The sequence below is a fragment of the Actinoplanes cyaneus genome (genome assembly GCF_016862095.1).
Taxonomy (GTDB): Bacteria; Actinomycetota; Actinomycetes; order Mycobacteriales; family Micromonosporaceae; genus Actinoplanes; species Actinoplanes cyaneus.
The window spans coordinates 1-25,982 of sequence record NZ_BOMH01000078.1 but is presented as its reverse complement, the minus strand read 5'-3'; the positions used below and the strand labels follow the sequence as shown (position 1 = coordinate 25,982).

General features: G+C 72.9%; 24 protein-coding genes. 8 read left to right on the top strand and 16 right to left on the bottom strand.

Translation table 11 applies throughout. From position 1 onward, the window contains the following. Positions 1-49: 49 nt before the first annotated feature. Positions 50-436: a hypothetical protein gene (locus Acy02nite_RS42165; protein ID WP_203754722.1), complete on the top strand. Its 387-nt coding sequence runs from the start codon at positions 50-52 to the stop codon at positions 434-436. A 22-nt stretch (positions 437-458) separates the two neighbouring features. Here the strand turns inward: Acy02nite_RS42165 and Acy02nite_RS42160 are convergent, their stop codons facing one another. The 3 genes from Acy02nite_RS42160 to Acy02nite_RS42150 form a co-directional block, all read right to left on the bottom strand. Further along, a complete protein-coding gene (locus Acy02nite_RS42160) occupies positions 459-1,013 on the bottom strand; it encodes an SUKH-4 family immunity protein (protein ID WP_203754720.1) in 555 nt (184 codons plus the stop codon). A gap of 335 nt (positions 1,014-1,348) precedes the next feature. Next, on the bottom strand, positions 1,349-2,080 hold the full coding sequence (locus tag Acy02nite_RS42155) for an AAA family ATPase (protein ID WP_203754717.1): 732 nt from the start codon (positions 2,078-2,080) through the stop codon (positions 1,349-1,351). 67 nt (positions 2,081-2,147) lie between these two features. Beyond that, entirely contained in the window at positions 2,148-3,128 is a 981-nt protein-coding gene (locus Acy02nite_RS42150) for an aldo/keto reductase (RefSeq protein ID WP_203754714.1), read from the bottom strand. A gap of 63 nt (positions 3,129-3,191) precedes the next feature. Here Acy02nite_RS42150 and Acy02nite_RS42145 point away from each other — a divergent pair, with 63 nt between their 5' ends. After that, positions 3,192-4,133, top strand: a complete 942-nt coding sequence (locus tag Acy02nite_RS42145; RefSeq protein ID WP_203754711.1) for a winged helix-turn-helix domain-containing protein — start codon at positions 3,192-3,194, stop codon at positions 4,131-4,133. Between the two features lie 16 nt (positions 4,134-4,149). Here the strand turns inward: Acy02nite_RS42145 and Acy02nite_RS42140 are convergent, their stop codons facing one another. From Acy02nite_RS42140 to Acy02nite_RS42130, 3 genes are read right to left on the bottom strand one after another with little or no spacing between them, the layout of a single operon-like run. Next, positions 4,150-5,376, bottom strand: coding sequence for an MFS transporter (locus tag Acy02nite_RS42140; RefSeq protein ID WP_203754708.1), 1,227 nt, complete (start codon positions 5,374-5,376; stop codon positions 4,150-4,152). 40 nt (positions 5,377-5,416) lie between these two features. Then, entirely contained in the window at positions 5,417-6,259 is an 843-nt protein-coding gene (locus tag Acy02nite_RS42135; protein WP_203754705.1) for a PHP domain-containing protein, read from the bottom strand. 57 nt (positions 6,260-6,316) lie between these two features. Then, complete coding sequence (locus Acy02nite_RS42130) at positions 6,317-6,655, bottom strand: VOC family protein (protein WP_203754702.1); 339 nt, start codon at positions 6,653-6,655, stop codon at positions 6,317-6,319. Positions 6,656-6,764: 109 nt separating this feature from the next. On the opposite strand from Acy02nite_RS42130, the gene Acy02nite_RS47395 reads away from it, so the two are divergent. Then, positions 6,765-9,425: a LuxR C-terminal-related transcriptional regulator gene (locus tag Acy02nite_RS47395; RefSeq protein WP_275407309.1), complete on the top strand. Its 2,661-nt coding sequence runs from the start codon at positions 6,765-6,767 to the stop codon at positions 9,423-9,425. A 468-nt stretch (positions 9,426-9,893) separates the two neighbouring features. Here the strand turns inward: Acy02nite_RS47395 and Acy02nite_RS42120 are convergent, their stop codons facing one another. The 3 genes from Acy02nite_RS42120 to Acy02nite_RS42110 all read right to left on the bottom strand — a co-directional run bounded on the left by Acy02nite_RS42120 (position 9,894) and on the right by Acy02nite_RS42110 (position 13,754). Beyond that, entirely contained in the window at positions 9,894-10,739 is an 846-nt protein-coding gene (locus Acy02nite_RS42120) for a discoidin domain-containing protein (protein ID WP_203754696.1), read from the bottom strand. 68 nt (positions 10,740-10,807) lie between these two features. Continuing rightward, positions 10,808-12,556, bottom strand: a complete 1,749-nt coding sequence (locus Acy02nite_RS42115) for a putative bifunctional diguanylate cyclase/phosphodiesterase (RefSeq protein ID WP_203754695.1) — start codon at positions 12,554-12,556, stop codon at positions 10,808-10,810. 10 nt (positions 12,557-12,566) lie between these two features. Further along, positions 12,567-13,754, bottom strand: a complete 1,188-nt coding sequence (locus Acy02nite_RS42110; protein ID WP_239175769.1) for an FIST signal transduction protein — start codon at positions 13,752-13,754, stop codon at positions 12,567-12,569. Positions 13,755-13,819: 65 nt separating this feature from the next. Here Acy02nite_RS42110 and Acy02nite_RS42105 point away from each other — a divergent pair, with 65 nt between their 5' ends. Then, the gene (locus Acy02nite_RS42105; protein ID WP_203754691.1) at positions 13,820-14,191 is read left to right on the top strand and encodes a VOC family protein; all 372 of its coding nucleotides are present in this window, start codon (positions 13,820-13,822) and stop codon (positions 14,189-14,191) included. Positions 14,192-14,219: 28 nt separating this feature from the next. On the opposite strand, the gene Acy02nite_RS42100 is transcribed toward Acy02nite_RS42105, so the two are convergent. The 5 genes from Acy02nite_RS42100 to Acy02nite_RS42080 form a co-directional block, all read right to left on the bottom strand. Next, entirely contained in the window at positions 14,220-15,740 is a 1,521-nt protein-coding gene (locus Acy02nite_RS42100; RefSeq protein WP_203754689.1) for an FAD-dependent oxidoreductase, read from the bottom strand. Positions 15,741-15,768: 28 nt separating this feature from the next. After that, positions 15,769-16,953: an SGNH/GDSL hydrolase family protein gene (locus Acy02nite_RS42095; RefSeq protein WP_203754687.1), complete on the bottom strand. Its 1,185-nt coding sequence runs from the start codon at positions 16,951-16,953 to the stop codon at positions 15,769-15,771. A 154-nt stretch (positions 16,954-17,107) separates the two neighbouring features. Then, complete coding sequence (locus Acy02nite_RS42090) at positions 17,108-20,335, bottom strand: AfsR/SARP family transcriptional regulator (protein WP_203754685.1); 3,228 nt, start codon at positions 20,333-20,335, stop codon at positions 17,108-17,110. Between the two features lie 41 nt (positions 20,336-20,376). After that, on the bottom strand, positions 20,377-20,604 hold the full coding sequence (locus Acy02nite_RS42085) for an alpha/beta hydrolase (protein ID WP_203754683.1): 228 nt from the start codon (positions 20,602-20,604) through the stop codon (positions 20,377-20,379). A gap of 292 nt (positions 20,605-20,896) precedes the next feature. Then, positions 20,897-21,502 (bottom strand): TetR/AcrR family transcriptional regulator, encoded by a 606-nt coding sequence (locus Acy02nite_RS42080; protein WP_203754680.1) that lies wholly within the window; start codon positions 21,500-21,502, stop codon positions 20,897-20,899. Between the two features lie 35 nt (positions 21,503-21,537). On the opposite strand from Acy02nite_RS42080, the gene Acy02nite_RS42075 reads away from it, so the two are divergent. Then, positions 21,538-22,398 carry an alpha/beta fold hydrolase gene (locus Acy02nite_RS42075; RefSeq protein WP_203754678.1) on the top strand — a complete coding sequence of 287 codons (861 nt, stop codon included), beginning with the start codon at positions 21,538-21,540 and terminating at the stop codon, positions 22,396-22,398. 79 nt (positions 22,399-22,477) lie between these two features. Continuing rightward, positions 22,478-22,864: a hypothetical protein gene (locus Acy02nite_RS42070; RefSeq protein ID WP_203754676.1), complete on the top strand. Its 387-nt coding sequence runs from the start codon at positions 22,478-22,480 to the stop codon at positions 22,862-22,864. Between the two features lie 156 nt (positions 22,865-23,020). Here Acy02nite_RS42070 and Acy02nite_RS42065 read toward each other — a convergent pair whose 3' ends face one another. Then, entirely contained in the window at positions 23,021-23,704 is a 684-nt protein-coding gene (locus Acy02nite_RS42065; protein ID WP_203754674.1) for a hypothetical protein, read from the bottom strand. 166 nt (positions 23,705-23,870) lie between these two features. Between Acy02nite_RS42065 and Acy02nite_RS42060 the strand changes: the two genes are divergently transcribed. Further along, positions 23,871-24,380 (top strand): hypothetical protein, encoded by a 510-nt coding sequence (locus Acy02nite_RS42060; RefSeq protein WP_425548283.1) that lies wholly within the window; start codon positions 23,871-23,873, stop codon positions 24,378-24,380. A 13-nt stretch (positions 24,381-24,393) separates the two neighbouring features. On the opposite strand, the gene Acy02nite_RS42055 is transcribed toward Acy02nite_RS42060, so the two are convergent. After that, positions 24,394-25,107 (bottom strand): APH(3') family aminoglycoside O-phosphotransferase, encoded by a 714-nt coding sequence (locus Acy02nite_RS42055; protein ID WP_203754670.1) that lies wholly within the window; start codon positions 25,105-25,107, stop codon positions 24,394-24,396. A gap of 205 nt (positions 25,108-25,312) precedes the next feature. On the opposite strand from Acy02nite_RS42055, the gene Acy02nite_RS42050 reads away from it, so the two are divergent. Continuing rightward, complete coding sequence (locus Acy02nite_RS42050; protein ID WP_203754668.1) at positions 25,313-25,870, top strand: hypothetical protein; 558 nt, start codon at positions 25,313-25,315, stop codon at positions 25,868-25,870. Positions 25,871-25,982: the final 112 nt, after the last annotated feature.

The following is a 25,982-nucleotide window of genomic DNA, read 5'->3' as shown; positions in this document are numbered from 1 at the left end:
GCCGGCCCCAGAGTAGAGCCCGACACCGGTTCTCGAAGGGAGCGCCCCGATGCGCCAGCGTTCACTCTCCGTCCTGATCGCCACGGCTACCGGCCTGGCCATGACCGGCCTGCTCGCCACGCCGGCCACCGCGATGCCCGCCGACCACCGCGCCGGGACTGCGTCCGGCGGCACCTTCCACACCACGTCGTGGGACAGGACGACGGCGGAGATCGAGGAGACCTCGTTCGCTACTCCCATCACCTCCTGGGACACGGCGGTGCGCGGTACGACCGTCGCCCTCGGCGCGGGCGGCGACGATCGCCCGGGCCGGCCGCACGACACCCGCGTGTGGGCGGGTGGGACCGGGGCGGCGGCTGACGCCCGTACCGTCAATCGGACGGAGAACACCGAGGAGACCGCCCCGTCACGGCGGCCGGCGTCCCAGTTCGCGTGATCCGGCATGGCTCGGCCGGGGGTCAGAAGAGCCAGCGGTCGAGCAAGCCGGGCCAGAACTGCCGCTCGTGATCGCCGTCGGCGATGGCAGCGGGATCAACAGCCTCGATCCGGCCGAGGAGATCGGCAAGGGCGGCGAGTGCCCGTTCCTCCGCCTCGGCGCTCTCGTCCCAGCGGTCGAAAAGGTCCGACTCGGCGAACCGGCTGCCGACCAGGTGAAGCGAGCACAGCCATTGGCTGATCGAGGAGTTGACGAAGGAACTGTCCTCGTGGCCGCCGGGTGACCACAGGCGAACCTCACCGGTCACCGGCACGGCGCCGAACTCCCAGGCCGGATCGGTGGGTTCGCCGCCGGGATCGAGAGCCAGCCGGTACCTCGTCGGCGCGGCGTGGAAGGAGACGCTGCCGACGACCTCGTCGAGCAGAGGTATGCCGCTCGACGTCAGCGCGGCCTTCGCCGGCTGCGGGATTCGCCAGGCCGCCACGTCCGTGTCCGTCGCGCGAAGAACCCGCCCTCGGCCGGCCCAGGACTCGAGCTCGTCGAACGTCGGGGGAGTCGGCGGCTGGTCGGCGGGCACGCCCCGACGATAGCCAGGGGCCGGGCGCTTTCGCGGCCCCGGACGCCCGCTCACCACGGCACGACAAGACATCAGGCCCAGGCAGTCGACCACCAGTCGTGGCGGCGGCCGGGCCGGGCACGGACAGCGGCAGTTGAGGACGTCGTGTCGGCGCCGGGTCCCGGCTGGTTCTCACGGTGGTTGTCGCTGTCGCATCACCACAGTGAGCGCCAGCTGCGGGCCGCGGGCCGGCCGCCACCGTGGTGTCGGCCACGGTGAGTGCCAGCCGGAAGCGCATCCGTGCCCGCTGGTTCTGACGGTGGTTATCCGTGCGTTGCCGCTGGTGGGACGGCGGGCTAATCGGCGAGCAGGTGGCGCAGCGTGCGCTCCGGCGCGTTCAGGAAGTTGCGGGTCACCTGCACCGCTTCGGCCTCGTCGTAGGCGACCCGCCGCAGCCGCCCGTCGTCGGCGATCTGCAGAATCGCCGCCCCGGGCAGCGCGAGCAGGATCGGCGAATGCGTGGCGATCAGCATCTGTGACCCGGCCCGCGCCAGGTCGTGCAGCCGGGCCAGGGCGATCAGCAGTCCGCGGGGGGACAGGGCGGCTTCGGGCTCGTCCAGCAGATAGAGCCCGTGCGGGTGGAACCGTTTGTCGATCAGGTCGAGGAACGACTCGCCGTGTGAGCGTTCGTGCAGGCTGCGCCCGCCGTAACCGGCACCGACCCCGAGGTTGTCGATCTCGGTGACCACGTTGTAGAAGGATTCCGCGCGGAAGAAGAAGTTCGACCGTTCCCGCCGCCCGGCGACCCGCCCGACGGTCAGATGATCGCCGAGCGACGACTCGGTGGCCTTGGTGGCGAACTGGAAGTTCCGGCTGCCGCCCTCGGCGTTGAAACCGGCCGCGACGGCGATCGCCTCGATCAGCGTGGACTTCCCGGAGCCGTTGTCCCCGGCCAGGAAGGTGACCCCCGGGCCGAGGTCGAGTCGGCCGGCCGCGATCAGGCCTTTGACCACCGGCAGGTGGAACGGGTAGATCGCCGGGTCGAAACCGGGGGAGACCGCGATGTCGCGCAGGAATCGCCCGGTCATGAGCCGAGTATAGGAACGGCCGGGTTCCCCGCTCGGGACGCCATCGGTGGAAGCCCGGAGCGAGCTGCTACCAGGCCCAGGCCTCCGGGGCGGGGCCGCCGTTGCCGATCGGCGGGAAGATCTCGTCCAGGGTCGCGAGGACCTCGGCGGTGAGGGGGCTGGTGAGCGCTTTCAGGGGCAGGTCGAGCTGCTCCGGGGTGCGCGGCCCGAGCACCGGGGCGGTGACTCCGGGACGGGACAGGAGCCAGCCGATCGCCACCGTGGTGGGCTGTTCGCCCAGGTCGGCGCAGAGTTTCTCGTAGCGTTCCAGTGCCGCCCGGTGCGGCTCGACGCGGTCGGGGGCGTGCAGGACGGTCCGTCCGGGCGTCGACTCGCGTTGTTTGCGGAGGGCGCCGGAGAGGGCCCCGAAGTGCAGCGGCGAGTACGGCAGGACCCCCAGCCCCAGCTCGGCCGCGGCGGGCAGGACCTCGAGCTCGGCGTGGCGGGTGAGCAGGTTGTACTTGGGCTGCTCGGACACCAGGCCCAGGTAGTGGCGGCGGTCGGCGGCGCCCTGGGCGCGGGCCAGGTGCCAGCCCGCGAAGTTCGACGAACCGGCGTACCTGATCTTGCCCTGGATCGTGAGGGTCTCCAGGGCCTGCCAGATCTCCTCCCAGGAGGTGGCGCGGTCCACGTGGTGCAGCTGGAAGAGGTCGATCCAGTCCGTGCGCAGCCGTCGCAGCGACGCTTCGCACGAGGCGATGAGGTTGCGGGCGGAGAGGCCACGATCGTTCGGGTCGGCGGACATCGGGGCGTAGACCTTGGTCGCCAGCACCGTCCGGTTCCGATCACCGGATTTCGCCAGCCACGTGCCGATCATGCGCTCGCTGAGACCGTCGCCGTCCTCACGGCCGTACATGTTGGCCGTGTCGACGAAGTTGATGCCCCGGTCGCGGGCGTGGTCGAGGACGGCGTGCGCGGCCGGCTCGTCGATCTGCCAGCCGAAGTTCATCGTGCCCAGGCAGAGACGGCTCACGGTCAGGCCGGTACGGCCGAGACGGGTGTATTCCATGGCGCGACGGTAGGCGCGGGTGGTCCCTGGCCCGCAGCCGTTCGACCGTGCTCGAATGGTGGCGTGATCGCATGGGAGTTCGGGGCCGCGGATCTGGCCGGGTCACGGTTCGCGCACTCGCCGATGGCGGAGCTGGTGGCGAGCATGTTCGCACTGCGCGGGGCGGGGGCGGCATGGGTTGCGCCGGGGTGGGTGGCGCGGGCTTCGGCGGCGGCCGGGCCGACCCTGCGGGCGGTGGCCGCCGGGCCGCGGGGGTATGCGCCGGACTTCCTGACCCCGGTGCCGCCGACGGCCCGGCCCCGGCTGGCCGACGAGCTCGCGACGGTCTCGTCGACACCGGCGGACCGGGTCGCCGCCGAGGTGCTCGACGGGTGGACCGGGCATGCGCCACCGCCCGAGATCCTGGCGTTCGAGCGGGACCCCGCGGCGGCGCTCGGCGTGCTGATCGCCGAGCTGAGGGCCTATCACGAGGCGGCGATCGCGCCGTTGTGGCAGCGGCTGCGGGGCTTCGCGGACGCGGAGATCGCCGGTCGTATGCGGGTGGCGGCAGCGGAGAGCCCACGGGCCATGATCGAAGGACTGCATCCGCGGCTCGGCTGGGATGGCTCGGCGCTACTCATCAGATATCCGCACAAGTCCGGGCAGTGGTCCGGTGGTCCGGGGATGACCCTGCTCCCCACCGGCTTCGCCGGGCCTGAGGTGTACGCGATGACCACCGGGCGTTCGCTCTGGTACGCCCCTCGCGGCTACGGCAACCTGTGGTCGCGGCCGCCGTCGCCGGGCGCCGCGCTGACGGCGCTGCTCGGGCCGACCCGGGCGGCGGTCCTCACGCTGCTGGCGGCTCCGGCCAGCACGGGGGAGGTGGCCGACCGGCTCGGGCTGGCACCGGCGACGGCTTCCCATCATCTGACGACGCTGCGGGACGCGGGGCTGATCACCGGGACGCGGGCCGGGCGGCGGCTGCTCTACCAGCGCACCGGCCTCGGCGACGAGCTCACCGGCTGACGGGCCGCCCGAGGTTTCACGTCCGGGACTGATCACTGGCGGCACCGTCACTGAGGGCTTCGCGGGCCGCGAGCGGAGCGCGCAGGGTCCACGTCACGGCCGACGCCGCCGCGGCCACGAGCGCCAGGGCCAGCCACGGGAGCGAGGGCCCGTACCCGAAGAGTATCGTGAAGAACGACGGCGCCAGGATGTTGGCGAACGCGAAGGTGTACTGGTAGATCGCCAGGTATCTGCCGCGCTGCGCGACCGGCGCCGCGGCCGACGACAACGCGTTCGAGATCGGTGCGTGGATCAGGTCGGCCGCGGCGTAGAGCACCATCCCGGCCAGCAGGTACGGCACGAGGGCCCAGGCCGGCACCCGCACCGCGGCGGCGTAGACGAGCGCCCACCCCACCCAGAGCCCACCGGCGAGCACCAGCGATCCGGTACGGGACAGCGGCCGCACCACCCGCACCGCGAGCCGCTGGCCGGACGCGAGGAGCACGGTGTTGATCGCGAGCAGCGGCCCGACCAGCCACGCCGGCGCGGACAGTCCGTCGATCAGGTAGACGGGCACCGCCACCGCGACGAAGATGCTGCACAACGCGAAGATCGTGTTGACCGCGATGAGCAGCAGATACTGACGATCGCGCAGCAGTGTCCGATAACTACCACGCTCTTCCGCGGTGGTCGACGGCAGCGCGCCGCGCGGCACGAACAGCAGCAGGACGGCCGAGAGCAGGAAGCTGACGGCGTTGAGGTAGACCACCGGCTGATACCACCCATACGTCACCGCCAGCCCGCCGAGCAGCGTCCCGGCCCCCGTCGCGCCCATCTGGATCATGCCGGCCAGCGCGAACCGGCGATCGGCGACGCGACCGTCCTCCCCGGGCTCGGCCAGACCGGCGACCACGGAGAAGAACGACGACCAGAACAGCCGCTGCCCGACCGCCGCCACAATCGCCACGACCAGCAGCGTGACCGGGCCACTGACCAGCGCGTACGCCGCGTAGGCCGCCCCCTGCAGCACCTGCGCGGCCAGCACCCGGGAGAGCGGGCGGGTCCGGTCGGCGAAGTGCCCGACGATCACCGGCACCGGCAGGGAGGCGAGCGCCGCGAGGCTCAGCAACGGCCCGACCGTGCTCAGTCGCAAGCCGGTGACCTCGGTGAAGTACAGCAGCGAGACCGGAAGCAGCAGACCGCTGCCGAGCATGTCGACCGCGAGGGCCAGGGCGAGCACGAACAGCTTCGGTCGAGGGGCCACCCGGAGTTTCTACCGTCCGATTCCGCCCATGAACACCGATTTACCGGCGACCCCAGAGCGCGTACGGCGTCGGGCCCGCCCGGAATCCGTGCGCTTCCGCCATCGCGGCCGCCTCCCGGAAGCCGTGCGCGACGAGTTCCGGACGGTGCGCGTCGCTGCCGAAGCTGACCGCGTCGCCGCCCTCCTCGTGCCACCAGCGCAGAATCGTGGCGTCGAGCGGGATCCGGGTGTTGATCTCCAGGGCGCGGCCGGACTCGGCGGTGGCCCGCAACGCGTACCGGAACTCGTCCTCGAACAGGCTCGGGTCGAACGGCCCGGACCGGTCGGCGGGCCAGGACCGCAGCGGATAGTCGATGTGCGCGAGGATCGTGAACGGATCGTCGCCGGCGACCATCCGGGGGATCTCGGCGAGGTATTCACGGACCAGGGCGGCCGGGTCCCGGTGCGGGAACAGCGCCCACGGCTCGGCGTGCGCGTCACCGTCCGGCAGGCAGTGCAGCGACCCGAGGACCCGCTCGAACGTGCCGGCCGCGAGGATCGACGCGACCTGCTCGCGGTACCAGTGCGGCTCGCCGACCTCCAGACCCGTGACGATGCGCAGGCCGGGGAAGCGGTCACGGCAGCGCTCGACCGTCGCCAGGTAGCCCTCGACGTCGAAGGCGGGCGGGGTGATCAGGCCGTCCGGGCCGGCCGCGGCGGTCAGCTCCGCGCTCACGTACGGGCCCTCGGTCGGCGCGGCCCAGCGGGTGTGGTCGACGTGCTCGGTGAACGCGATCACCGGCAGGCCCAGCTCGACGGCGCGCTCGCAGGAGCCCTCCATCGAGCCGGCCAGGGTGTCCCAGGACCATTCGCTGTGCACGTGACTGTCGGCCGGAAGGATCATGCTCGTCACGCTAGCCGGGGCAGCGGCCCCCGCCGGAAGGCAGGGGCCGCGTAACCGTCAGCGGTCCTGCAGGAGCCCGAGAATGGTGCCGTCGGCGTCGGCCACTGTCGCGACCAGCCGTCCGCCGCCGACGTCGTGCGGCTCCTCCTTGACGACCGCCCCGGCCGCGCTCAGCTCGGCCACCTTCGCCGCGAGGTCCGCGACCTCCCAGTACGTGACGGGCGCCGCGATCTCCGCCTTGGCCGGCAGCAGCCCGATGTGCTGCGCGCCTGCCTCGAACCCCACGTAGTACGCCGTGTCCGTCGACGGCTCGGTCCCCAGCAGCGTGGTGTAGAACTTCTTGGCCGCGTCCAGGTCGGACACCGAGTGCAGAACGGTCTTGATTCCCTGCGTCATGGTGACTCCTCATCTCGTCGGTGCACTCAGCTTCGCCGCGAGGGGGTCCCGCGCACATCCGTGGTCACCACGGAGCCGGCCACGGATACCGGCCACGGATAATCGCCGCATGACGACCGCGGATGTCTCTGCCCGGGAAGGCGAGGTGCTGACCCTGCTCGGGCAGCACCTGAGCAACGCCGAGATCGCCGCGAAGCTGTTCATCTCGGTACGTACCGTGGAGAGCCACGTCTCCGCCCTGCTGCGCAAGCTCGACGTGCCGGACCGGCGCGCACTCGCCTCGATCAAGGGCTCGGCACCGGTCCGGCCGGTCCTCCCGGTGCCGCTCACCTCGTTCGTGGGCCGGGCCGCGGAGATCGCGGAACTCACCGCCGTGCTGAAGGCGCACCGGCAGGTCACCGCGGTCGGCCCGGGTGGGGTCGGCAAGACCCGGCTGGCGCTCGCCGTCGCCGCAGAGCTCGGCCGGGACTACCCCGACGGCGTGTGGTTCGTCGACCTGGTCCCGGTCAGCGGGCCCGGGGCGTGCGTGGTCGCGGCCGCGGTCGCCGCCACGATGGGCCTCGGCGAGCAGCTCGGCCGGGCCATGGACGAGTCCGTCGTGGACGCGCTCGCCGACCGGACCGTGCTCCTGGTCCTCGACAACTGTGAGCAGGTACGCGACGGCGTCGCCCCGTTCCTGGAGAAGCTGCTCACCACGTGTCCGGAGGTGACCGTCCTGGCGACGAGCCGCGCGCGTCTGCTGGTCCCGTTCGAGCGGGTCTTCACGGTGCCGCCGCTGTCCCTCGACGGCGGGGGCGACTCGGACGCCGTGGCGCTGTTCCTGGATCGGGCCGCCGCCGCGAGCTGGCCCCCGAACCACGCGCTGCGGGACCCGATCGCGGCGTTCTGCCGGCGCCTCGACGGGATGGCCCTGGCGATCGAGCTGGCGGCCGCGCGCTGGCCCGCCCTCGGGCTGGACGGGCTGACGGCCGGCCTCGACGACCCGCTGCGGATGCTGGAGGGCGGCTCGCGCACCGACGAACGGCACCGGTCGGTCCGCGCCGCGCTCGACTGGAGCCACGCGTTGCTGTCCCCGGCGGATCAGGGTCTACTGCGACGGCTCGCGGTCTTCGTCTCGCCGTTCACGCTGCCCGCCGCGGCCGAGGTGGCCGGCGCGACCGCTGACGGCCTGGCCCGCCTCGCCGAGCAGAGCCTGCTGACCGTCACGCCGTCGCCCGGCGGCACCGAGTTCCGCCTGCTGGAGACGATCCGGCAGTACGGCCTCGAGCAGCTCACCGTCGCCGCCGAGCTCGACGGCGTACGCGCCGCGCACCTGCGCTGGTGCCGGGCCCGAGCCACCGAACTCGTGGACGCCGACCCGGACTGGCGGGTCAGCTTCGACGCGATCGCCGACGACCTGCGGGCCGCGCAGGCGTGGGCGTCCGACTTCGATCTCACCCGCCGGCTGGCCGAGCTGACGTTCGCGCGCCGGCTCGCGGCCGAGTCCCAGATCCGGTTCGAGCAGGCGGCCGGGCTGGCCCCGGATCCGGCCGTGGCCGCGGAGATGTACCGGCAGGCGGCGGCGGTCGCCGGGTGCCGGATCCGCGGCGACGACCTGTACCGCTACCTGCGGGCAGCCGCCGCGGCGGCACCGTCCGAGTCCGCCGCGGCCCGGGACCTCGCCCTCGCGGCGACCAGCACCCACCGGTTCTGGGGCAAGTTCGAGCGGCTCCCGGCCCGGGAGGAGACGCTGCGCCTGGTCGACGAGGCACGCAAGCTGGCCGGGAACTCGCCCGCCGCGCTCGCCGCCGTGGCCCTGGCCGAGGCGGGCGTGCTGTCGGACGCGTTCGGGGCGGCGCAAGGACCGGCCGGCAACACCGTGCCGGAGACCCTCGCCCGCGCCCAGCGAGCCGTCGACCTCGCCGGCGACCTCGGTGATCCGCTCGCCGAATCGGCCGCGCTGGACGCGCTGATCGGCGCCCAGAGCTGGGCGGGGGACACGTTCGCGACGGCGGCGACCGCCCGGCGGCGGCTCCTGCTGCTGGCGCCGCTGCCGGACACCCCGGCCGTGCTCCACGAGCGCCTCGACGCGCTCGGCATGGCGGTGGAGACCGCGCTCGGGGCCGGCGACCTGCTCGCCGCCCGGCGGGCCGGCCGGGAGCTCGCCGGGCATCCCATGCTCGCCGAGGTCGGTCATCGGGCCACCTGCTGGCTGCTGGTCACCGAAGCCCTGGCCGGGAACCTCGACGAGGTGTCGCGGCTCGGCGAACGCTTCCTGGAGTCGTGGCAGCGGGCCGGGCGCCCGCCGGCGTCGGCGCTGTCCCCGGCGGCGGCCGCGGTCGCGATGGTCCACGGACTGCGTGGTGACGAGGATTCCCGGGCCCGGTGGCAGGCCGTGGTCGAGCGGATGGGAGTGACGGCCGAGCTCACGTACGGCTTCGGGGCGGTCTTCGATACGATCCTGCTGCTCGACCAGGGGCGGGTGGCGCAGGCGGCGGAACGAACGGTCCCCGAGCCGGACGAGGTCTGGAAGTGGGTCACCTGGATCTGGCTGCACTGGTACGTCGCGCTGCGTGCCGAGGCGGCCGTGCTCGCCGAGTCGGCGGAGGCGGCGTCCCGGGTGGCCGCCGCCCGTGAGGTCGTCGAGGGCAACCCGGTCGCGGCCGCGCTCGTCGAACGGGCCGGCGCCCTGCTCGTGTCCGATCGTGATCGGGTGCTGGCGACGGCGGAGACACTCGACGCGGCCGGCTGCGCCTATCAGGCCGCCCGGTCCCGCCTGCTCGCCCGCTGACCACCCACCCGGGGCGCGCCTGCCTGACCACCCGTCCGGGCGCGCCTGCTCCTGACCACCCGGCCCGGCGCGCCTGTCATCCCGCCCGCTCGCTGACCGCCCGGCCGGCGCGACCCACCCTTGGCGGCCAGCCGGGCTGTCGCGGCTGGCGGTCACGGGTGTGTCCGGGCGGCCATGCACCCTTGGTGGCCAGCCGGGCTGCCGTGGCTGGCCGTCACGGGTGTATCCGGCGGATGATGCACCCCTGGGGACCAGCCGGGACCGTGACCGGGTCGGGCCTGCGGGCACGGCGGGGTTCTGGCTGGTTGTCATGGGCGTTATCCGGGACGGATAACGCCCATGACAACCAGCTGAGGGGAGTGCGGCGCGCCGCGATCCGGTGCCGGGATCAGGTCGCGAGCCGGTCACCGCGGGACCGTGCTCACGCCGTACGCGCAAAGGGGTCTCACGCCGTACGCGCAAAGGGTCTCAGCGGATCTCGAGCTCCAGCAGGGAGTAGCCGTAGGAGCTGACGCGTTTGACGCCGACCATGCGGACGAACCGGGCGGCAGTGCCCTTCGCCGGGATCTGCTCAGTGCCGCCGTGTCCGTTACTGGTCACGTAGAGGCGCGTCCAGGTCTTGCCGTCGACGGACGTCTCGACGCGGTAGCTCGCGCCGTAGGACCGTTCCCAGACCAGGGTCACGCCGGTCAGCTGCCAGGTCGTGCCCAGGTCGGCGCGGATCCACTGCGTGTCGCTGAACGCGCTGGACCAGCGTGACTCCGGGTCGCCGTCGCAGGCGTACTTCGGCAGCCAGCCGTCGGCCTCGGCGCCCGAGGCGGTGCAGGTGGCGCGCAGGGCGAGGTTGGTCCCGCTGGCGTTGACCTTGCCGGTGACCTGCGGTTTCTTGGCAGGAACGCTCGACAGGCCGGTGGACGGGGCGGTCGACGGGGCAGTGGACGGCGTCGCCGGGGAGGCCGCCGCGGCGACCGGATCACGCCCGGGGCCCGCGGCCGGCGACGCGATCAGCGACGGGCCCTCGACCGCGGGGAACGTGGTGGGCGCGGACGGCGCCGGGCTCGCGACCGCGTCCGACCTCCACCGGTACACGACCCCGCCGCCCGCCGCCGCGAGCAGCAGCAGCACCAACCCGATCAGCAGGCCGCCGCGCCGCCGCCGGGCCGGGGCGCGGACCGGCACGGCCGCCGGGGTCTCCTCGACCGGCAGCCGGAGCGGTCCGGTCGTGCCCGGCCGTGGTGGCAGCGACGGCATCCGGGTCAGGCGCAGGTTCTCGGCCCGTGACAGCGAACGTCTTTGGTCGTCAGAATCGGTCACACACGCCCCCTCGTGCTCACACGACGGTGAGTATCTTGACGCATGTGGATTCCGGTTCCGGAACCGGCTCAGGCAGCGCGGCGTCCCGGCTCGGCCGTTCCCAGGCTGGCCAGCAGATTCTCCGGATGGACCGGCCGGCACAGGTGGTAACCCTGTCCCAGATCGCAGCCGAGCAGTCGCATGGCGTTACGCTGCGCCTCGGTCTCGATGCCCTCGATCACGGTCCGCAGGCGCAGCGTCCGGGCCAGCTCGACGATCGTGCGGATCACCGCGAGGTCGGCGGTCGTCGGGTTCTCCCGGCTGATGAAGGCCCGGTCGATCTTCAGCTCGTCCACCGGCAGCCGTTGCAGGTAGGACAGTGACGAGTAGCCGGTCCCGAAGTCGTCGATGGACACGTCCACGCCGAGATCCTGCAGGTCGCGCAGGCAGGCGATGGCCGTCTTCGGGTCGCTCATCAGCACCGACTCGGTCAGCTCCAGGGTGACCGCCTCCGGTGGCAGCCGGGTGTCGGCGAGCATCCGCTCGACGTCCGCGGCGAACTGCGGATCGGTCAGCTGGCGTCCGGAGACGTTGACGTTGATGCCCAGGCCGGGCCGGGTGCGCCGCCACGCCGCGGCCTGCCGCCCGGCGGTGTTCAGCACCCAGCGGCCGAGGTCGCTGATCAGCCCGGTCTCCTCGGCCATCGGCACGAAGTCGGCCGGCGAGACGTAGCCACGGTCCGGGTTCTGCCAGCGTACGAGGGCCTCGACGCCGACCGTCTCGCCGCTGCTCAGGTCGATCAGCGGCTGGTACTGCAACCGGAACTCGCCCAGCGTCAGCGCCCGCTGCAGGTCGCCGTTGAGGGTCAGCCGCGCCAGGGCCTCGGCGTGCATCTGCGGCTCGAACAGCACCACCTTGCCCGGGCCCTCGGTCTTGGCCCGGTACATCGCCACGTCCGCGTTGCCCAGGATCTCGCTCGGCGCGGGCCCCGGACCGGCGGCGATGCCGATGCTCGCGCCGATGAACACCTCCTGGCCGGCCACCGCGAACGGCACCTTGATCGCGTCGATCAGGCGCTGCGCGACCGGGACCGCCTGGTCCGCCTCGCAGTCGGTGAGCAGCACCGCGAACTCGTCGCCACCGATCCGGGCGGCCGTGTCCGTCGGGCGCAGGCAGGCGCGGACCCGCTGCGCGACCAGCCCGAGCAGCTCGTCGCCGGCCCGGTGCCCGAGACTGTCGTTCACCGCCTTGAACCGGTCCAGGTCGACGAAGAGCACACTGGTCGGGGTGTTGCAGGCCAGCCGCTCGGCGAGCATCTCCAGGAACAGCACCCGGGTGGGCAGGCCGGTCAGCGAGTCGTGCCGGGCCTCGCGCAGCGATTCGAGCAGCGCCAGCCGCTCGGCGGCCTCCCGCTCCCGGTCCTCGCGCAGCGACCGCTCGGCGCTCAGCAGGCTCAGGTTGGTCAGCGCCAGCCCGAGGGTCTGCGCCATGGCCTGCAGGAGCTGCCGCTCCTCCGGGTCCAGCGGGTCGCCGGCGCGGGCCACCAGCAGCGCGCCGCGCGAGCCGGAGCCGAACCGGGCGGAGCTCACGTGCAGCTCGCCGAGACCGGCCAGGGTGAGCGTGTCCGGGCGTTCCTCCCCGCCCAGGGCGGCGACCAGCTGGTCGCGGCTCGTGCCCCAGGCGACCTCGACCCGGCCGTCGCGCAGCACCGCGCCGATCTCGGCCTCCAGCACCTCGGAGGCCTGCTCGACCGCGACCATGATCGCGCGGTCCTCCTGCTGCACGGCGCAGACCGCGGCGAAGAACTCGGTGAGCTGGTGGGTTGACCAGTGATTCATCGTCGATCCTTCAGGCCAGTGCCAGGGTCACAAGGGTGAAGTGGTGCATGCCGAGGGCGCCGCGGACCCGGCCGATCTCGCCGTTGGTGTAGAACCCGCCGTACGGGACGCCGTCGAGCCGCTTGCCGATCTCCGCGTTCTCCTGCTGCACGCCGGCCTCGCCGAGCTTGATCCACCGGGCCGCGCAGTCGAACACCAGCATGCCCAGCGCCGGCACGCCGCCCAGCGCCTCCAGAGCCTGGCCGGACGCCTCGCCCGCGCTGTCCAACAGCGAGTCGTGATCACTGGTCATCATCCAGATGAGCGCCCCCTGGGGCACGTCGGCCAGGCAGATCAGCGACCGGTCGGACAGATCGCCGTCGTGGATCACCCGGATGTCCTCGCCGCTGCGCCGGGACAACCCGAGCGGGTGATGGAACGCCAGGTCACGGAAGGCGGCCGGGTCGTCGAGCGCGGAGTCGCCGACACCCAACCGGCGCAGGAACACGTCCAGGGCCGGCTCGCCGTCCAGCTCCAGCACCCGGCCGTCGCGGCTGTTGGTGACGACCATGGCGTCGCCCTGCTTCTGCCAGCCGTGCGCGAGGCCGACACCCAGCGGCCGGTCCGAGCCGATCGCGATGCCGATCACCGTGTCGGACAGGATCTCGACGCCGTCGCGGCCGCCGTGGAACTGGTAGGTCCGTACGTAGGTGAGGTTGTCGCCGGCGCAACCACCGGCCAGCGGGACCGCCGCGCCGGCCACCGAGAACGCGCCCCGGACGATCTCGTGCGTCGCCCCGGTCAGCCCGTCCCCGATGATCAGCAGCGCCCGGTGCTCCGACCCGACGGCGGCCAGGCACGACGCGGCCTGCGCTCCGGCCTCCCGCAGGCGGCCGGTCGCCCCTCGAGCCACCTGCGTGCGTACGGCGAAGCCGGCGCCACCCCACGCGGTCATCGCCACGCCGGCCCGGCTGACCCGGCCGTCCCCGAGCTGGCCGGACGTGGTGCAGCCGACGATCACGGTGTCCGGGCCGGCCTGCGCCCGCACCGCGTCGAACAGCTCCGGCACCTGGTAGCCGACCGAGCAGAACACGAACACGACGGCCGGCACCCGCCCGTCCAGGGCGCCCGCTGCCGCCTCGGCGCCGGCCGCCGCCGGGTCGGTCAGGGTGCTGTGGCCGGTGCCGAACCAGCGTGCGCCGGTGCTGACGTCGTTCATGCCCGTGGACATCGGCCGGTGCGCGGCCGAGTTGAGCCCGCCGGGACACTCGGTAAGGTCGGGTGATGACGTCGATCATCCGTAATGTCTCGTTCGACTGTGCTGATCCGTACGTGCTGGCGATCTTCTGGAGCGAGGTCGTGGGCCACCCGGTCGGTCCGGAGTTCACGCCCGGCGACCCCGAGGTGCTCATCGTGCCGCCCGAGGGGCCGCGGCTCTACTTCCAGGCGGTGCCGGAGTCGAAATCGGTCAAGAACCGGGTGCACGTCTGCCTGCAGTCACCCGACCTGGGCCGCGACGGGGAGGTCGGCCGCCTCCTGGAGATCGGGGCGACGATGTTCGCCGACCACCGCACGCCGGACGGTGGGGGCTGGGTGGTGCTGCAGGATCCGGGCGGCAACGAGTTCTGCGTGACCCGGGCCGAGGGCGGATCCTGACCCGTCCCCGGCCCGCGGTGGCGGCGGCTCAGGCTTTCGGGTCGCCGAACCAGCGGCGGGCAGCCCGGTCGAACGCGTCGCTGTCCGGGCTCCGGCCGTCCGCCCAGGCGACGACGCCGTCGGGCCGGACGAGCACGGCGCCGTGACCGAGGTCGTCGCGAGCCGGCCCGGCCACGTAGTCGATCCGGTCGGTCCAGCCCGTGGCCGCCTCGTGCAGGACCTGATCGGCGCTGAAGTCGAGCAGCACGCCTCGCCCGCTCTGCAGGAGGGTGCCGAGCAGGGTGCCGGTCCCCAGCCGGAGATCCGGGGCGTTGCGGCCGGTCAGCGGCTGGTCGTCGCCCAGGTCGTACCGGTTGGCCAGGCCCGAGGTCCGTTCCCACACGTAGGTCGTCGCGTCCGCGGTGGCGAGCAGGTCACCGATCAGTGACTGCAGGGACGGGGCGTACCGGTCCGGGCGCATAACCGCCACCTGGGCTCGTGACCAGTCCAGCACCCGCGCCCCGATCGGGTGCCGTTCCGCGGTGTAGGTGTCCAGCAGGCCGTCGGGGGCGGTGCCGTGCACGGTGGCGGCGAGTTTCCAGCCCAGGTTCAGCGCGTCGCCGATGCCGAGGTTGAGTCCCTGCCCGCCGAGGGGGGAGTGGATGTGCGCGGCGTCGCCGGCCAGGAGCACCCGGCCCTGGCGGTAGGTGGTGGCCTGCATCGCCCGGTCGGTGAAGCTGGAGGCCAGGTCGACCTCGTCCACCGTGACGTCGGTGCCGGACACCCGGCGCAGCACGGTCTGCAGATGCTCGGGCGTCAGCGGCTGGGAGCGGTCGAACGCGCCGCCGTCGAAGTCCATCATGCCGAGGTAGCCGCCGGCGGGCATCCGCAGATACATGCCGGTCGGGGTCACGGTGAAGCCCGGGCCCAGCTTCTCCCGGCCGGTGACCGCGCCGGTGAACAGGTACCCGGTCAGTGCCGGTTCGGTCCCGGTGAAGGCGAAGCCGGCCAGCCGCCGCACGGTGCTGCGCCCACCGTCGCAGCCGACCACCCACAGCCCCTGGTACTCCTGCTCACCGGCGTGCACGACCACCGTCTCGTCGTGCTGGGTCAGGCCGGTCACCTCGACGCCGCGCCGCAGCTCCACGCCGAGCTCGATCGCCCGTGCGGCCAGCACCGACTCCACCGCGTCCAGGCTGGTCAGCATGCCGTCCACCGCTGGGCTGGGCAGTCGTGGGGGGAGAGCGGCAAGATCCACCTTCGCCGCGTCGAGCATGATCCCGGCGAAATGACTCACCGACCGCGGCGCCGGCGCCCGCTCCGCGTCCAGGTCGGCGCCCACCTCGTCGCGGCCACCCGACGCCGCCAGCAGCTCGGCCAGCATGCCGCGGCGGTAGAACGCCTCGACCGAACCGGCGTTCAGACCGCGCAACCCCAGCGGGAACCGCCGCCACGGTGAGTGCGGCTCTGCCTGCCGCTCCAGCACGAGGACCGAACAGCCCCCGAGGGCGAGCTCACCGGCGAGGAACAGCCCGACCGGTCCACCGCCCACGATCACCACATCATGCATCGAAGATCTCCTTGTCGTACGCGGTGGGTCAGTGGAACAGCGACGGGTCGACCGAGTCGGCGAGAGCCCGGTAGCCGGCGTCGTTGCCGTGCAGGTGGTCGCCGGCGTGCAGGTCCTCCCGGACGCGTGAGGGATGGGCCGGGTCGCGCCAGGCGGCGTCGAAGTCCAGGACGCCGTCGAAGGCGCCGCTGGTACGGATCCAGGTGTTGACCGCCTGTCGTGCCGATTCACCGGCCGCCGTGTGCATCTCGGCGCCCTCGTCGGGGGTGAGGGTGGCGATGTGGATCTTCACCCCGCGGTCCCGCGCGCGGGCGATCAGCTGCCGGTAGCCGGCGATGACGTCGTCGGGCGTCACCGGCCCGCCGGGGAACATGGCCAGGAGATCGGCCAGCGGGCCGTCGCCGTCACGGGGCATGGCGGCGATGCTGAGGTCGTTGTGGCCCAGCGACACGATGACGTGGCCGAGCCCCGGCGTCGCCAGTACGTCGCGGTCGAAACGGGCCAGGCCCGAGGCGCCGAGGCCGTCGTTGAGCAGCCGGTTGCCACTGATGCCCTGGTTGCTGACGTAGAGGCCCCGGTCGGCGAGCAGCTCCGGCACGGTGGAGTGCGTGCCAGGGGTCGAGCCGAAGCCGTCGACGAGGGAGTCGCCCAGAACGACGACGGCGGTGGCCGGCGCGTCGGGAACGACCTCGACGGCCGAGAGCAGCGCCCGGGCCGGCAGCGGCTCGGCCTCGCCGGGCAGCACGGCCTCGGCGACGGCGTTGCCCGCGAGGATCCAGGCGGGGTCCAGCGACGAGTCGTGGTAGGTGCAGCTCTCCACCAGTTCCGGCAGGTAGAGACTGATCGACAGGGTCGTCAGGGCGGGCAGCGGCAGGTCGATCGGATCGCTGAGGATCGGCGCGCCGGCCGGAACGGTGACAGCCGGGCGGCCGGCGAAGGTCAGCACGCGGGCGCTGTCCTCCCGGACCGCGCCGCCGTCGACGGCCAGGCCGATCCCGGCCGCGCCGACGGTCAGCGGAGCCGTCCCGTACTCGTTGCTGAGCCGGACGCGCACCCGGTGCCCGCCGCCGCTGATCCGCACCACCTGCCGCACCGTCACGTCCTTGAACGGCGTCACGCCGTCCAGGGAGCCGAGCCCGGCGTCCGGCGCCTGCGGTGCCGCGCTCCAGCTCCGGACCCAGCCGTGACCGGCTCCGGCGTTGGTCTCACTCATGGTCGCCTCCGTGGTTCGTCAGGTGCGCCGCTGCGGAGCCGCCCGTGATCCGGGCTGTTCCGGCGGCAGGTCCCAACCTGACGGGTCCCGCTCACACGGCGCCCGTACGGCGCTGGCACGCGACTGTCACGGCTCGCACGACGACCGCGGCCGACTACTCCAGCCTTCGTGTCGCGGGCAGGCGGGCGGGGTCGGCGGCGGTCACCGCGTCTTCCGGGGCGAGTTCCCAGCCACGACCATAGGCTTGGGCGTACGTCGCGTCGCCCAGCGCGGTGCGCCCCCGGCGGGCGAGGTCAAGGATCCACGGATCGGTGTGGTCGTGAGCGCCGCGCAGCCGGGAGGCCGTGCCGAGAAGGACAGCCGAAGCGTGCGGCTCTCCGGACGACGCGGCGAGGCCGGCCGCGTGCACCGCCACGACCGCCACGATCGGCAGGTCCCGGGTCCTCAGCGCCGCCGCGTAGGCCGCCGCCAGCGCCCGCTGCGCACCGGGGACGTCACCGCTCCTGGTGCAGAGCGCTGCTCGCACGCTGTGCACCAGCGTCCGGACGTGGTCGTCCGGGCTCGCCGTGCCGCCGTGCATCGCGTGCTCGGCCTCGCCGATCAGCTCCTCGGCGCGGTCCGGGCGGCCCAGCCGCAGCCAGGCTCCGGCCACCCGCGCCTTCACCAGCATCACCAGCTGGGCCGAGGTGGTGTGCTCGGCGCGTTCCCGGACCGTCTCGATCAGGGCCGCGGAACGGTCGGTCTCGCCCCCGCGCAGGTGTACGTCCAGCCAGCGCAGATCGCTGTCGAGCTGGTCGCCGATGCTGAGCGCGCCGAATTCGCCGGCCAGCGAGCGGGCCTCCCGCAGATCGGCCAGGGCCCCGTCGACGTCGTCGTACTGCCGCAGCTGGGCCCGCATCGGCAGCGTGGCGGCCCGGCCCCATCGGTCGCCGGCGGTCCGGAAGCAGGTCAGGGCAGCTTCCACCTCGACGCGTACGACGTCGAGCTCACCACCGGCCTCCGCGATCTGCGCCCGGAACAGGTGGGCCAGGCCCGCCGTCCAGGGGTCACCCGCGTCGATCAGCTCGGCGAAGCCCAGCAACGCGGCGTCGTTGTCCCGCAGAAAGGCGAGCAGCACCGGTCCGAAAACGGCGTAGGGGCTCGGGAGCGGGGTGCCGCCGAGCAGCCGGCGGGCGACCTCGCGCATCCGGCTCCGGTCGTCGGCGACCTGGCCGGGGCCTCTCTCGAGCTGCCCGTCGGCGCGGTCGAGCAGCAGAACGGCTTCGGCGCAGGCCCGTTCGGTCGTCGGCTCGCCGCCGGGGACCGCCAGGGCCTCACCCAGCCAGTAGGCCGCTTCGGGGTGGCGGCCGAGCAACTGCCAGAACCAGGTCAGACTCAGCGCCAGCGTGACGGCTCCGGACGCGTCGCCGGCGTCGCACCGCCAGCGCAGGGCGGCCAGGATGTTGTCGTACTCGGCGCGGATCACCTGGATCGCCGTCAGCTGCGCCGGTCCCCGCAGCTGCCGGTCATGGTCCTCCACCAGCCGGGCGAGGTGGGCCGCGGCCAGCGCGCGGACGGTCGGGAGCCGTCCCGTCCCGGTCAGGCGCTGGACGCCGAACTCGCGGATCGTCTCGAGCATGCGGTAGCGCCCCGGGTCCGGCGCGAGCTGCAGCAGCGACCGATCGACCAGGGCCGCGAGCAGGTCGGGCACGTCATCGGCAGGCACCGCGGTGCCCGCGCAGACGGCGACGGCCGACGCCACGGTGACGCCGCCCGGCAGGATCGACACACGTTCGGCCACCGTACGTTCGTCGGCGCTCAGCAGCTCCCAGCTCCACGCGATGACCGCGTGCAGGGTGCGGTGCCGCGGCGGCGAGGTGCGGTTCCCGGCGGAGAGCAGCCGGATCCGGTCGGCCATTCCGTCGGTCAGCTCCGCGAGCGACAACGTCCGCAGCCGCGCCGCGGCCAGTTCGAGAGCCAGCGGCAGGCCGTCCAATCCGCGGACCAGGCGCAGAACCCCCAGCATCGCCGAGTCGTCGAGGACGAAGCCGGGGCGTACGGCGGCGGCCCGTTCCCGGAACAGCCGCACCGACGCCGTCCGCAGGATCTGCTCGGTGCCGGCGTGCGGGTCCGGCAGCGCGAGCGGGCCCAGCGGCACCAGCGCCTCGCCGCTGACGGCGAGAGGTTCACGGCTGGTGGCCAGCACACTCAACCCGGCGCAGCGGGACAGCAACGCCGTGCACAGGTGAGCCACCGCATCGATCAGGTGCTCGCAGTTGTCCACCAGCAGCAGGCAGTGGCGGCCGTCCAGGTGCTCGGCGAGCACGTCCAGCTCGTCGCCGCCCGCCCGCCGGCGCGCGTCGAAGAGCGCGCCGCCGCGTAGCCCGATCGCCGTGAGCACCGCGGCGCCGACCTCGCCGGGTTCGGTGACCGGGGCGAGATCGACCAGCCAGGCGCCGTCGTGGTACTCGTGACGGTGGCGCAGGGCGGCCTCCACCGCGAGGCGCGTCTTGCCGGCACCGCCCGGGCCTGACACCGTCACCAGGCGCCCGGTGGCGAGCAGCGCATCGACGCGGGCCAGCTCGTCGTCGCGTCCGATCAGGTTCGTCACCGGTGTGGGCAGATTGCCCGGCCCGGGCCTCGGTGGTGCCGGCGCGGCGCGCAGCAACCGCACGTGCCGGTCCCGCAGGGCAGCACCCGGATCGGCGCCGGAGTCGCCGGCGAGGGCCTCGCGGACCCGTTCGTACAGGCTCAGGGCCTCCGCCTGCCGGCCCTGAGCGGCGAGCGCGTCCATCAGCAGCGCGGCCGCACGCTCGTGAACAGGCTGCTCGGTGAGCAGGGCCGCGAGGCGCGCCTCGGCCGCGTCGGCGTCGCCCCGGGCTGCCTCGGCTTCGGCCAGGTCGACGAGCGCCTCGACCGAGAGGTGAGCCAGCCGCGCCGCGGCGGCGGGCGCCACGGCGGCGACGACCGCCGGCTCCGCGCCGGGCCATGCGCCCCACAGCGCCGTGGCGTCACCGAGCAGGGCCGCCGCCCCGAGCGGGTCACCAGCGCGCAGGCGCTCCCGGCCGGCGGCGGCGAGCCGCTCGAATCGCAGCGCGTCGACGTCGGCCGGGTCGATGCCGAGACGGTAACCGCCGGCGGTCTGCTCGACGCTGCCGGCCGAGCCGAGAACGCGGCGCAGCCGTGACACCAGCGCCTGCAGGGCGTGGGCCCGGCCGGCCGGGGGATCGCCGGCCCAGATCGCGTCCGCCAGGACGTGCTGCTGGACGGGGCGGCCACCGGCGAGTGCCAGCCGTACGGTCAGGCTCCGCAGCCGCGCGCCGGGGATCGCCACGACGACCTTGCCACGGACGGCCTCGAACCCGTCCAGCAGAGTGATCCGGAGCCGCCCGTCCTCTTCCATCTCCCGATCTTCGCGCGTCCCCCGTGCCGCCACGCGCGTGGTCAGCTCAGGTGACGGTCGAACCAGTCGAGGACGCGCCCCGGATTCTGGGCGAAGTAGCGGTAGCCGTCCCAGCGGCGGGTGCTGCCCTCGATCCAGAACAGATCCTTCTCGGCCGGGATGTTGTCGTGGATCGCCTGGACGTCGTCCGGCCGGGTCAGGACGTCGTCGCGAACCTGGTAGAGCAGCGTCGGGACGGTGACGCTGCGGGCCGCCCCGACCGGTGACATGTCGTCGAGCCGGAAGCCGGTGTGGACCCGGATCCGGTGCTCCAGGTCCTCGATGAGTCAGCGGGGAGGACGGGCAGTCGCTGACCGTCTACCACACGGCCGAGGGAACGAGCGACGCCGACGCGCTCGCCCTGCTCGCCAGCTACACGGCCACCACCCCCGCCGACCGGCCCGGCACGCCGGCCGAGGTCATCGTCGTCGATCGGCTGTCCTGACCGATGGGAGGGCGTCGCGGGCGGCTGGTGCCCATCGTGTGACCAGCCGCGAGCCGGCGCAGGACTCGCTCCGGCCCTCACCCGTCGGACTCCCGGCCCGGGCTGTCGAAGATCATGCCGAGGTAGTGGCGCAGCACCGTCACCGCCATGCCGGCGTCGTGCTGGCGGCCCAGAATGCTGGAGGCCAGGCCGTTGGTCAGGGCCAGCAGGCCGGCGGCGGTCACCTCGGGCTCCGGCCGCCCGGCGAGCCGCAACTGGTTCGCCAGCAGGCGTTCCAGGCTGTTCGGATGGTCGGCGCCGAGCCGGGTCAGCTCCGGCTCGGCCAGGACCAGGCTGTAGAACGCCGCCCAGGTCCTGGTGATCCGCACCCCGTCGTCGTCGAGCGGCAGCGCCGCCAGCAGCGTCTCGGTGACGAACTCGCGGGGCGGTGGTGCCGCGCCCGCGCCCGCGGCGAGCAGCCGGGTCCGCACCCGCTCGCCGATCTGCTCGGCCGAGATCCCGATCGCGGTCAGCAGCAGCTCGTCCTTGGTGTGGAAGTAGTACTGCACCAGCCGCAACGACACCCCGGCCTCGGCGGCGACCGAGCGCATCGTGGCGTGCTGCAGGCCCTGGCGCTCGGCGATCCGCAGCAGCGCCCCGGCGATGTGGCGCTTGCGCTCGTCGTGATCGACCCGCTTCGGCACGTTCCCACCCTCCACTTTGATGATACGGTTGTATCATGAACGATGTCGGTGAGTTCACCAGCGACGCCGCTCGGGAGCGCTTCCTCACGGCGTACCGGCAATCCTTTGATCGGTTGTGGCCCCTGCCGGTCGTGGCGGAACGGGTCACGACCAGTTTCGGCACAGCCGTCGCCTACCGCTCGGGTGCGGCGGACGGTGTGCCGATCGTGCTCGTGCCGGGCTCGGGCGGGAGTGCCCTGACGTGGTATCGGTTTGTCGAAGCCCTCGGCCGCAAGAACCCGGTCATCGCGCTCGACCCGATCGGCGAGCCCGGCGAAGCCACCCAGACCCGGCCGATCCGCGACGCCGACGACGTCGCGGCGGACCTCGAGGAAGCCCTCACGGCGCTCGGCGTCGAGCGGGCCCACCTGGTCGGGATGTCCTACGGCGGCTGGGCGATCCTGCGGCACGAGCTGCGGTTCCCCGGGCGCGCGGCGAGCCTGACCCTGCTCGACCCGGGCGGTTTCGGGCGGCTCGGCGCCAAGTTCTGGATCTGGCTCATGGCGGGCGGGCTCGCCGGGCTGACCCCCGGGCCGGTGCGGCGGCGCCTCTCCTACCCGGTGCGCAACGCCGTGCTCCGCGACGACGACCTGATCCGGCTGCTGCCGCTGATCATGCGGTTCCGCCGCCGGTTACCGATGCCGGACACGGTGACCGACGCCGAGCTCGCCGGCCTGACCGTCCCGGCGCTGGTGCTGATGGGGCAGCACAGCGCGCTCTACGACCCGGCCGAGGTCGCCGAACGGCTGCGTCGCGTGCTGCCGTCCGCGCGGACCGAGATCGTGCCCGGAGCGTCCCATGACCTGCCCGCGCACTCGCCGGATCTCGTGGCCGAACGGATCTCGGGTTTCGTCTGAGACAGCGGTGGGTATCAAGATCGTCACCTCCGGTTCGGCCATCGGGAAGTAGCAGGCTGCGTCGTGCGGAGGTGTGGCAATGAACAGCATGATTCCGGCCGCGGTGATCGCGGCGACCCTCGGATTCGCGCCGTCCGCCGTGTCGTCCACCGCCCAGGTCTTCGACCGGGACAGTGAACTGCTGGCGGAAGGGCATTTCGACGCCGGGGACGACTCGTTCACGGTGACGAAGCACGTCGCCGGCGGCGGTCGCGCCTATCTGGAGTACCGGTACGTCCGCGAGGACGGGACACTGCAGACCGGCACCCACTCGACCGGCGGCGCGGCGGGCGAGACCGCCCGGTTCAGCCACGACTTCACGGCCGGGCGCACCGTCACGTTCCGGGTCTGCGTGGCCGGCGAACGCGGCTTCAACGCCTGCAGCGCCGGCGACGACGGCGAGAACTGGACGATCGGCATCGCCTGATGCCCTGCTCGCCGCGCACCCTCTCGTAGGGTCGTGGCGGCTTCCGGCTGGCGCTCACCGTGGTATTGCCGCCGCCGACACCACGGTGGTGGCCAGCCCGCGGCTGGTCCTCACGCCGGGCGGCTGTCGGAAAGCCGGCGAGGTCGACCGGCGAACTCACGAGAGGGCGTCCTCGAAGGGCATTCCATCCCGAAGATCAGCAACCATCTTGTGTACGTCGTGAGCCGCGACCCAGCGACTCACGACGCACCCGGCGAGCAGGTAGCCGCGGTCGGTCCCGCCCGCGGCGGCCGCCGCCCAGTCCACGCGCGTGACCGTGAGCGCCTCGTCGTAGGGCACCAGGCAGCGATCGCTTCCGGACCGCAGATAGCGCGGATCGTCGGAGACCACGACGGCCAGACCCTCGTCGAACCAGTGCGGGACCTTGCCGCGGGCGTCGCCGAGCCGCTCGTGGAGCTCCAGGTGGGCGAACTCGTGCGCCGCGATCGTCTCGGTCGCGCCGGCGGGGGAGAGCAGCAGCGCCCGGTTGCGCAGTGCCCTGCCCTTCTCCCCGCCGCCTCCGATGCGCCGGTAGCACGCGTCGGTCGTACAGATCAGCACTCGGGCGTGCGCCTGCCGGCCGCCGTAGAACCGCTCGACCCGCTGCCCGGCGGCGTCGGCCATCGTCCGGTACGAGTCGTCGTCACGTTCGGCGTAGACACCGCCACCCAGCCCGGTCAAGCCGTAGCACCACGGGCACGCGACAGCCGCGACCGACGGCGCCGCCACGGCCACTGTTCCGGCGCCGGCGCCGAGCAGGACGGCCACGGCCAGCGCGACGATCCATCGGCGCTTGGGCATGCCCGCGATGGTACGGCGACCCCGCTCCCACTCGCGAGCCCCGATCCCTCGGCGGACTCCAGCGCTCTTGCGTCGTGCCGCTCGATCCGGTGCACGGATCTGCCGAGCCGAGCGCTGTCGTATTCACGTCGACGTCCACCATCGCGAGAGATACCGTCACGCGGTGATGCACGCCAGGCGGTTCAGCTACGTCGGTCCGGCCGAGATCCGCGATGAGGCTGTCACGGTGGGGGCGTTCGCGGTTCGTTCGGCGACCCTGCTGGCTGACTGGCTCGCTGTGCGCGGAAGCGCTGACCTCGGTGAGCCGCTCACCTTCGTGGTGACGCTTGACGGTGATCTCGGACTGGCACCGCGCCGCAGCGAACATGTTGCGCTCGCCGGCGGCCGAGACGTACTTGCCGCAGGTGAGATGATGTTCGCCCGCGATGCGTCAGGTTGGCACGTCCTCGAGGTGACCAACCAATCGACCGGTTATTGCCCGGATCCCGACTGCTGGCCCGCCGTCCGGGAATCGCTCGACCGGCTCGGCATAGCGCATCCGGGTGACTTCACCGCCAAGGTCGTCTTCCGCTGCTGCCCCTCCTGCGGGGAGCGCAACATCGTGCGTGACGGCGACTTCACCTGCGCTCTGTGCGACAGCGAGCTACCCGCCCGGTGGAACTTCACCTCGGCCTGACGCATCGGGGACTTCAGAAGAACTCGTCGAGCAGGCGATAGAAGTCGTTCTTCCGGGGGTGGGGTGCTACTCCGTACTTCTTCAGGAATCTGTCAGCCGCCCAGGCGCCGTACTGCGGATCGGAGTCATCGGTGAGTGACCTGGTCACGAGGGCAAGGTCGGCCCAGCGGTCGGCCACGCCCAACCGGCCGGCGTCGATGAGGCCGTTCACCCGGCAGGTGTCCGGGTCCAGCACCACATTGGGCGGGCACAGGTCACCGTGACAGACCACCAGGTCTTCGTCCGGTGGGCGGGTGGAGATCAGCTCGGCGGCCAGTTCGTCGCGCGTCCAACCGGCGCGTTCGTCGTCCAGGTCGTCGAGGTCCACGTCAGCCGCCAGCGCCTCGGGAATCACCACGGCCAGGCGGCGATCGAACGGGCAGTCGGTGATCGGCAGGGAATGCAGCGCACGGGTCAGGCCGGCGAGCGCGTCGACAACTCGCGGACACGATGCCTCGGGCCACTCCCCGGCAGCGGACACACCCGGCACCTCGGCCGTCACGAGCAGACCGGGGCGGCACTCGATGACCTCGGCGGCGGGAATGCCGTGCTCACGCAGCCAGGTCAGGCGTGCGCCCTCGCCGACCAGGTCGTCCCGTGGATCGTCCGAGACCTTGCGATACAGCCCGTTGCGCCGGTCGACCGTCACCGTGGCACCGGATTCCCCGATCGTCACCGTCTCCCACATCCGGCGAGGATCTCACGGACGATGTCGCCGGCAGCGGTGCTTCACCAGCGGGGTGACGGGCCGCACAGTCGTCCACTACAGACACGGTGGAGGAGCCTGTCGATGTCCGCATACCGTCGCCCGACCCTCGATCGTGGCGGGCATCGATCAGTTCCTGCCGGAAAACCAGGGACCTCGTTTGGGGGATTCCGGCATCATCACGGGCATGACAGCCGACGAGCTTGTGGCGATCGAACTGGATGAGGACGAGCGGGAGGTGCTCGCTCATGGCCTGACGGAGTGGGGCGGCCCGGCACGGTGCACGGAGCCACTCGCGGTGGCCCTGGACTTCGGCAGCGTCGCGGAACTGTTCGAGCACGTCGTGCGCCTTCGCCCGCTGGTCCGGGGCGGGCAGCCGCTCAGCCCCCGGGACTGGCGACGGGTGCTGGCCTCCGCGGAGGTGGTCTTCGCCAGCGACGTGTTCGGGTCGGGCTGGGACTGGCAGGCGACCACCGGTTTCCGCGACGAGGAGACGATCCGTCTGCTGAGGTCGTTGCAGCGCAAGATCGCCCGGACCGCCCGCATCCACGAGTTGCCGCCCGTCGAGAACCCGTCCGTCGAGAACCCGTCCGCCGAGAACTCGCGCGTCGAGAACCCGTCCGCCGACGACCCGTCCACCCAGAACCTGTCCACCGAGCAGCCGTCCACCGAGCACCGGTCCACCGAGAACCCGTCCACGGAACGCCCGGGCGTCGACGAGCACCCGCCTGCCGAGCCTTCCTGAGACGATCCGCATGCACGAGTTGCGCCGGCCGCGCCCCGCAGGACGGTCCAGGACGGCGAGCGGCCGCTCGCCGGGCCGTCAGGGGTCACCGGCCGGGCGCTGCTACCGGAAT

What these genes read in the sequence shown, in the direction of transcription:
- Acy02nite_RS42165 (WP_203754722.1), top strand. Translation starts at nt 50, where the DNA reads ATGCGCCAGCGTTCACTCTCCGTCCTGATCGCCACGGCTACCGGCCTG.
- Acy02nite_RS42155 (WP_203754717.1), bottom strand. Translation starts at nt 2,080, where the DNA reads ATGACCGGGCGATTCCTGCGCGACATCGCGGTCTCCCCCGGTTTCGAC.
- Acy02nite_RS42150 (WP_203754714.1), bottom strand. Translation starts at nt 3,128, where the DNA reads ATGGAATACACCCGTCTCGGCCGTACCGGCCTGACCGTGAGCCGTCTC.
- Acy02nite_RS42135 (WP_203754705.1), bottom strand. Translation starts at nt 6,259, where the DNA reads ATGATCCTTCCGGCCGACAGTCACGTGCACAGCGAATGGTCCTGGGAC.
- Acy02nite_RS42130 (WP_203754702.1), bottom strand. Translation starts at nt 6,655, where the DNA reads ATGACGCAGGGAATCAAGACCGTTCTGCACTCGGTGTCCGACCTGGAC.
- Acy02nite_RS47395 (WP_275407309.1), top strand. Translation starts at nt 6,765, where the DNA reads ATGACGACCGCGGATGTCTCTGCCCGGGAAGGCGAGGTGCTGACCCTG.
- Acy02nite_RS42115 (WP_203754695.1), bottom strand. Translation starts at nt 12,556, where the DNA reads ATGAATCACTGGTCAACCCACCAGCTCACCGAGTTCTTCGCCGCGGTC.
- Acy02nite_RS42110 (WP_239175769.1), bottom strand. Translation starts at nt 13,754, where the DNA reads ATGAACGACGTCAGCACCGGCGCACGCTGGTTCGGCACCGGCCACAGC.
- Acy02nite_RS42105 (WP_203754691.1), top strand. Translation starts at nt 13,820, where the DNA reads ATGACGTCGATCATCCGTAATGTCTCGTTCGACTGTGCTGATCCGTAC.
- Acy02nite_RS42100 (WP_203754689.1), bottom strand. Translation starts at nt 15,740, where the DNA reads ATGCATGATGTGGTGATCGTGGGCGGTGGACCGGTCGGGCTGTTCCTC.
- Acy02nite_RS42095 (WP_203754687.1), bottom strand. Translation starts at nt 16,953, where the DNA reads ATGAGTGAGACCAACGCCGGAGCCGGTCACGGCTGGGTCCGGAGCTGG.
- Acy02nite_RS42090 (WP_203754685.1), bottom strand. Translation starts at nt 20,335, where the DNA reads ATGGAAGAGGACGGGCGGCTCCGGATCACTCTGCTGGACGGGTTCGAG.
- Acy02nite_RS42085 (WP_203754683.1), bottom strand. Translation starts at nt 20,604, where the DNA reads ATGTCACCGGTCGGGGCGGCCCGCAGCGTCACCGTCCCGACGCTGCTC.
- Acy02nite_RS42075 (WP_203754678.1), top strand. Translation starts at nt 21,538, where the DNA reads ATGAACGATGTCGGTGAGTTCACCAGCGACGCCGCTCGGGAGCGCTTC.
- Acy02nite_RS42070 (WP_203754676.1), top strand. Translation starts at nt 22,478, where the DNA reads ATGAACAGCATGATTCCGGCCGCGGTGATCGCGGCGACCCTCGGATTC.
- Acy02nite_RS42065 (WP_203754674.1), bottom strand. Translation starts at nt 23,704, where the DNA reads ATGCCCAAGCGCCGATGGATCGTCGCGCTGGCCGTGGCCGTCCTGCTC.
- Acy02nite_RS42060 (WP_425548283.1), top strand. Translation starts at nt 23,871, where the DNA reads ATGCACGCCAGGCGGTTCAGCTACGTCGGTCCGGCCGAGATCCGCGAT.
- Acy02nite_RS42055 (WP_203754670.1), bottom strand. Translation starts at nt 25,107, where the DNA reads ATGTGGGAGACGGTGACGATCGGGGAATCCGGTGCCACGGTGACGGTC.
- Acy02nite_RS42050 (WP_203754668.1), top strand. Translation starts at nt 25,313, where the DNA reads ATGACAGCCGACGAGCTTGTGGCGATCGAACTGGATGAGGACGAGCGG.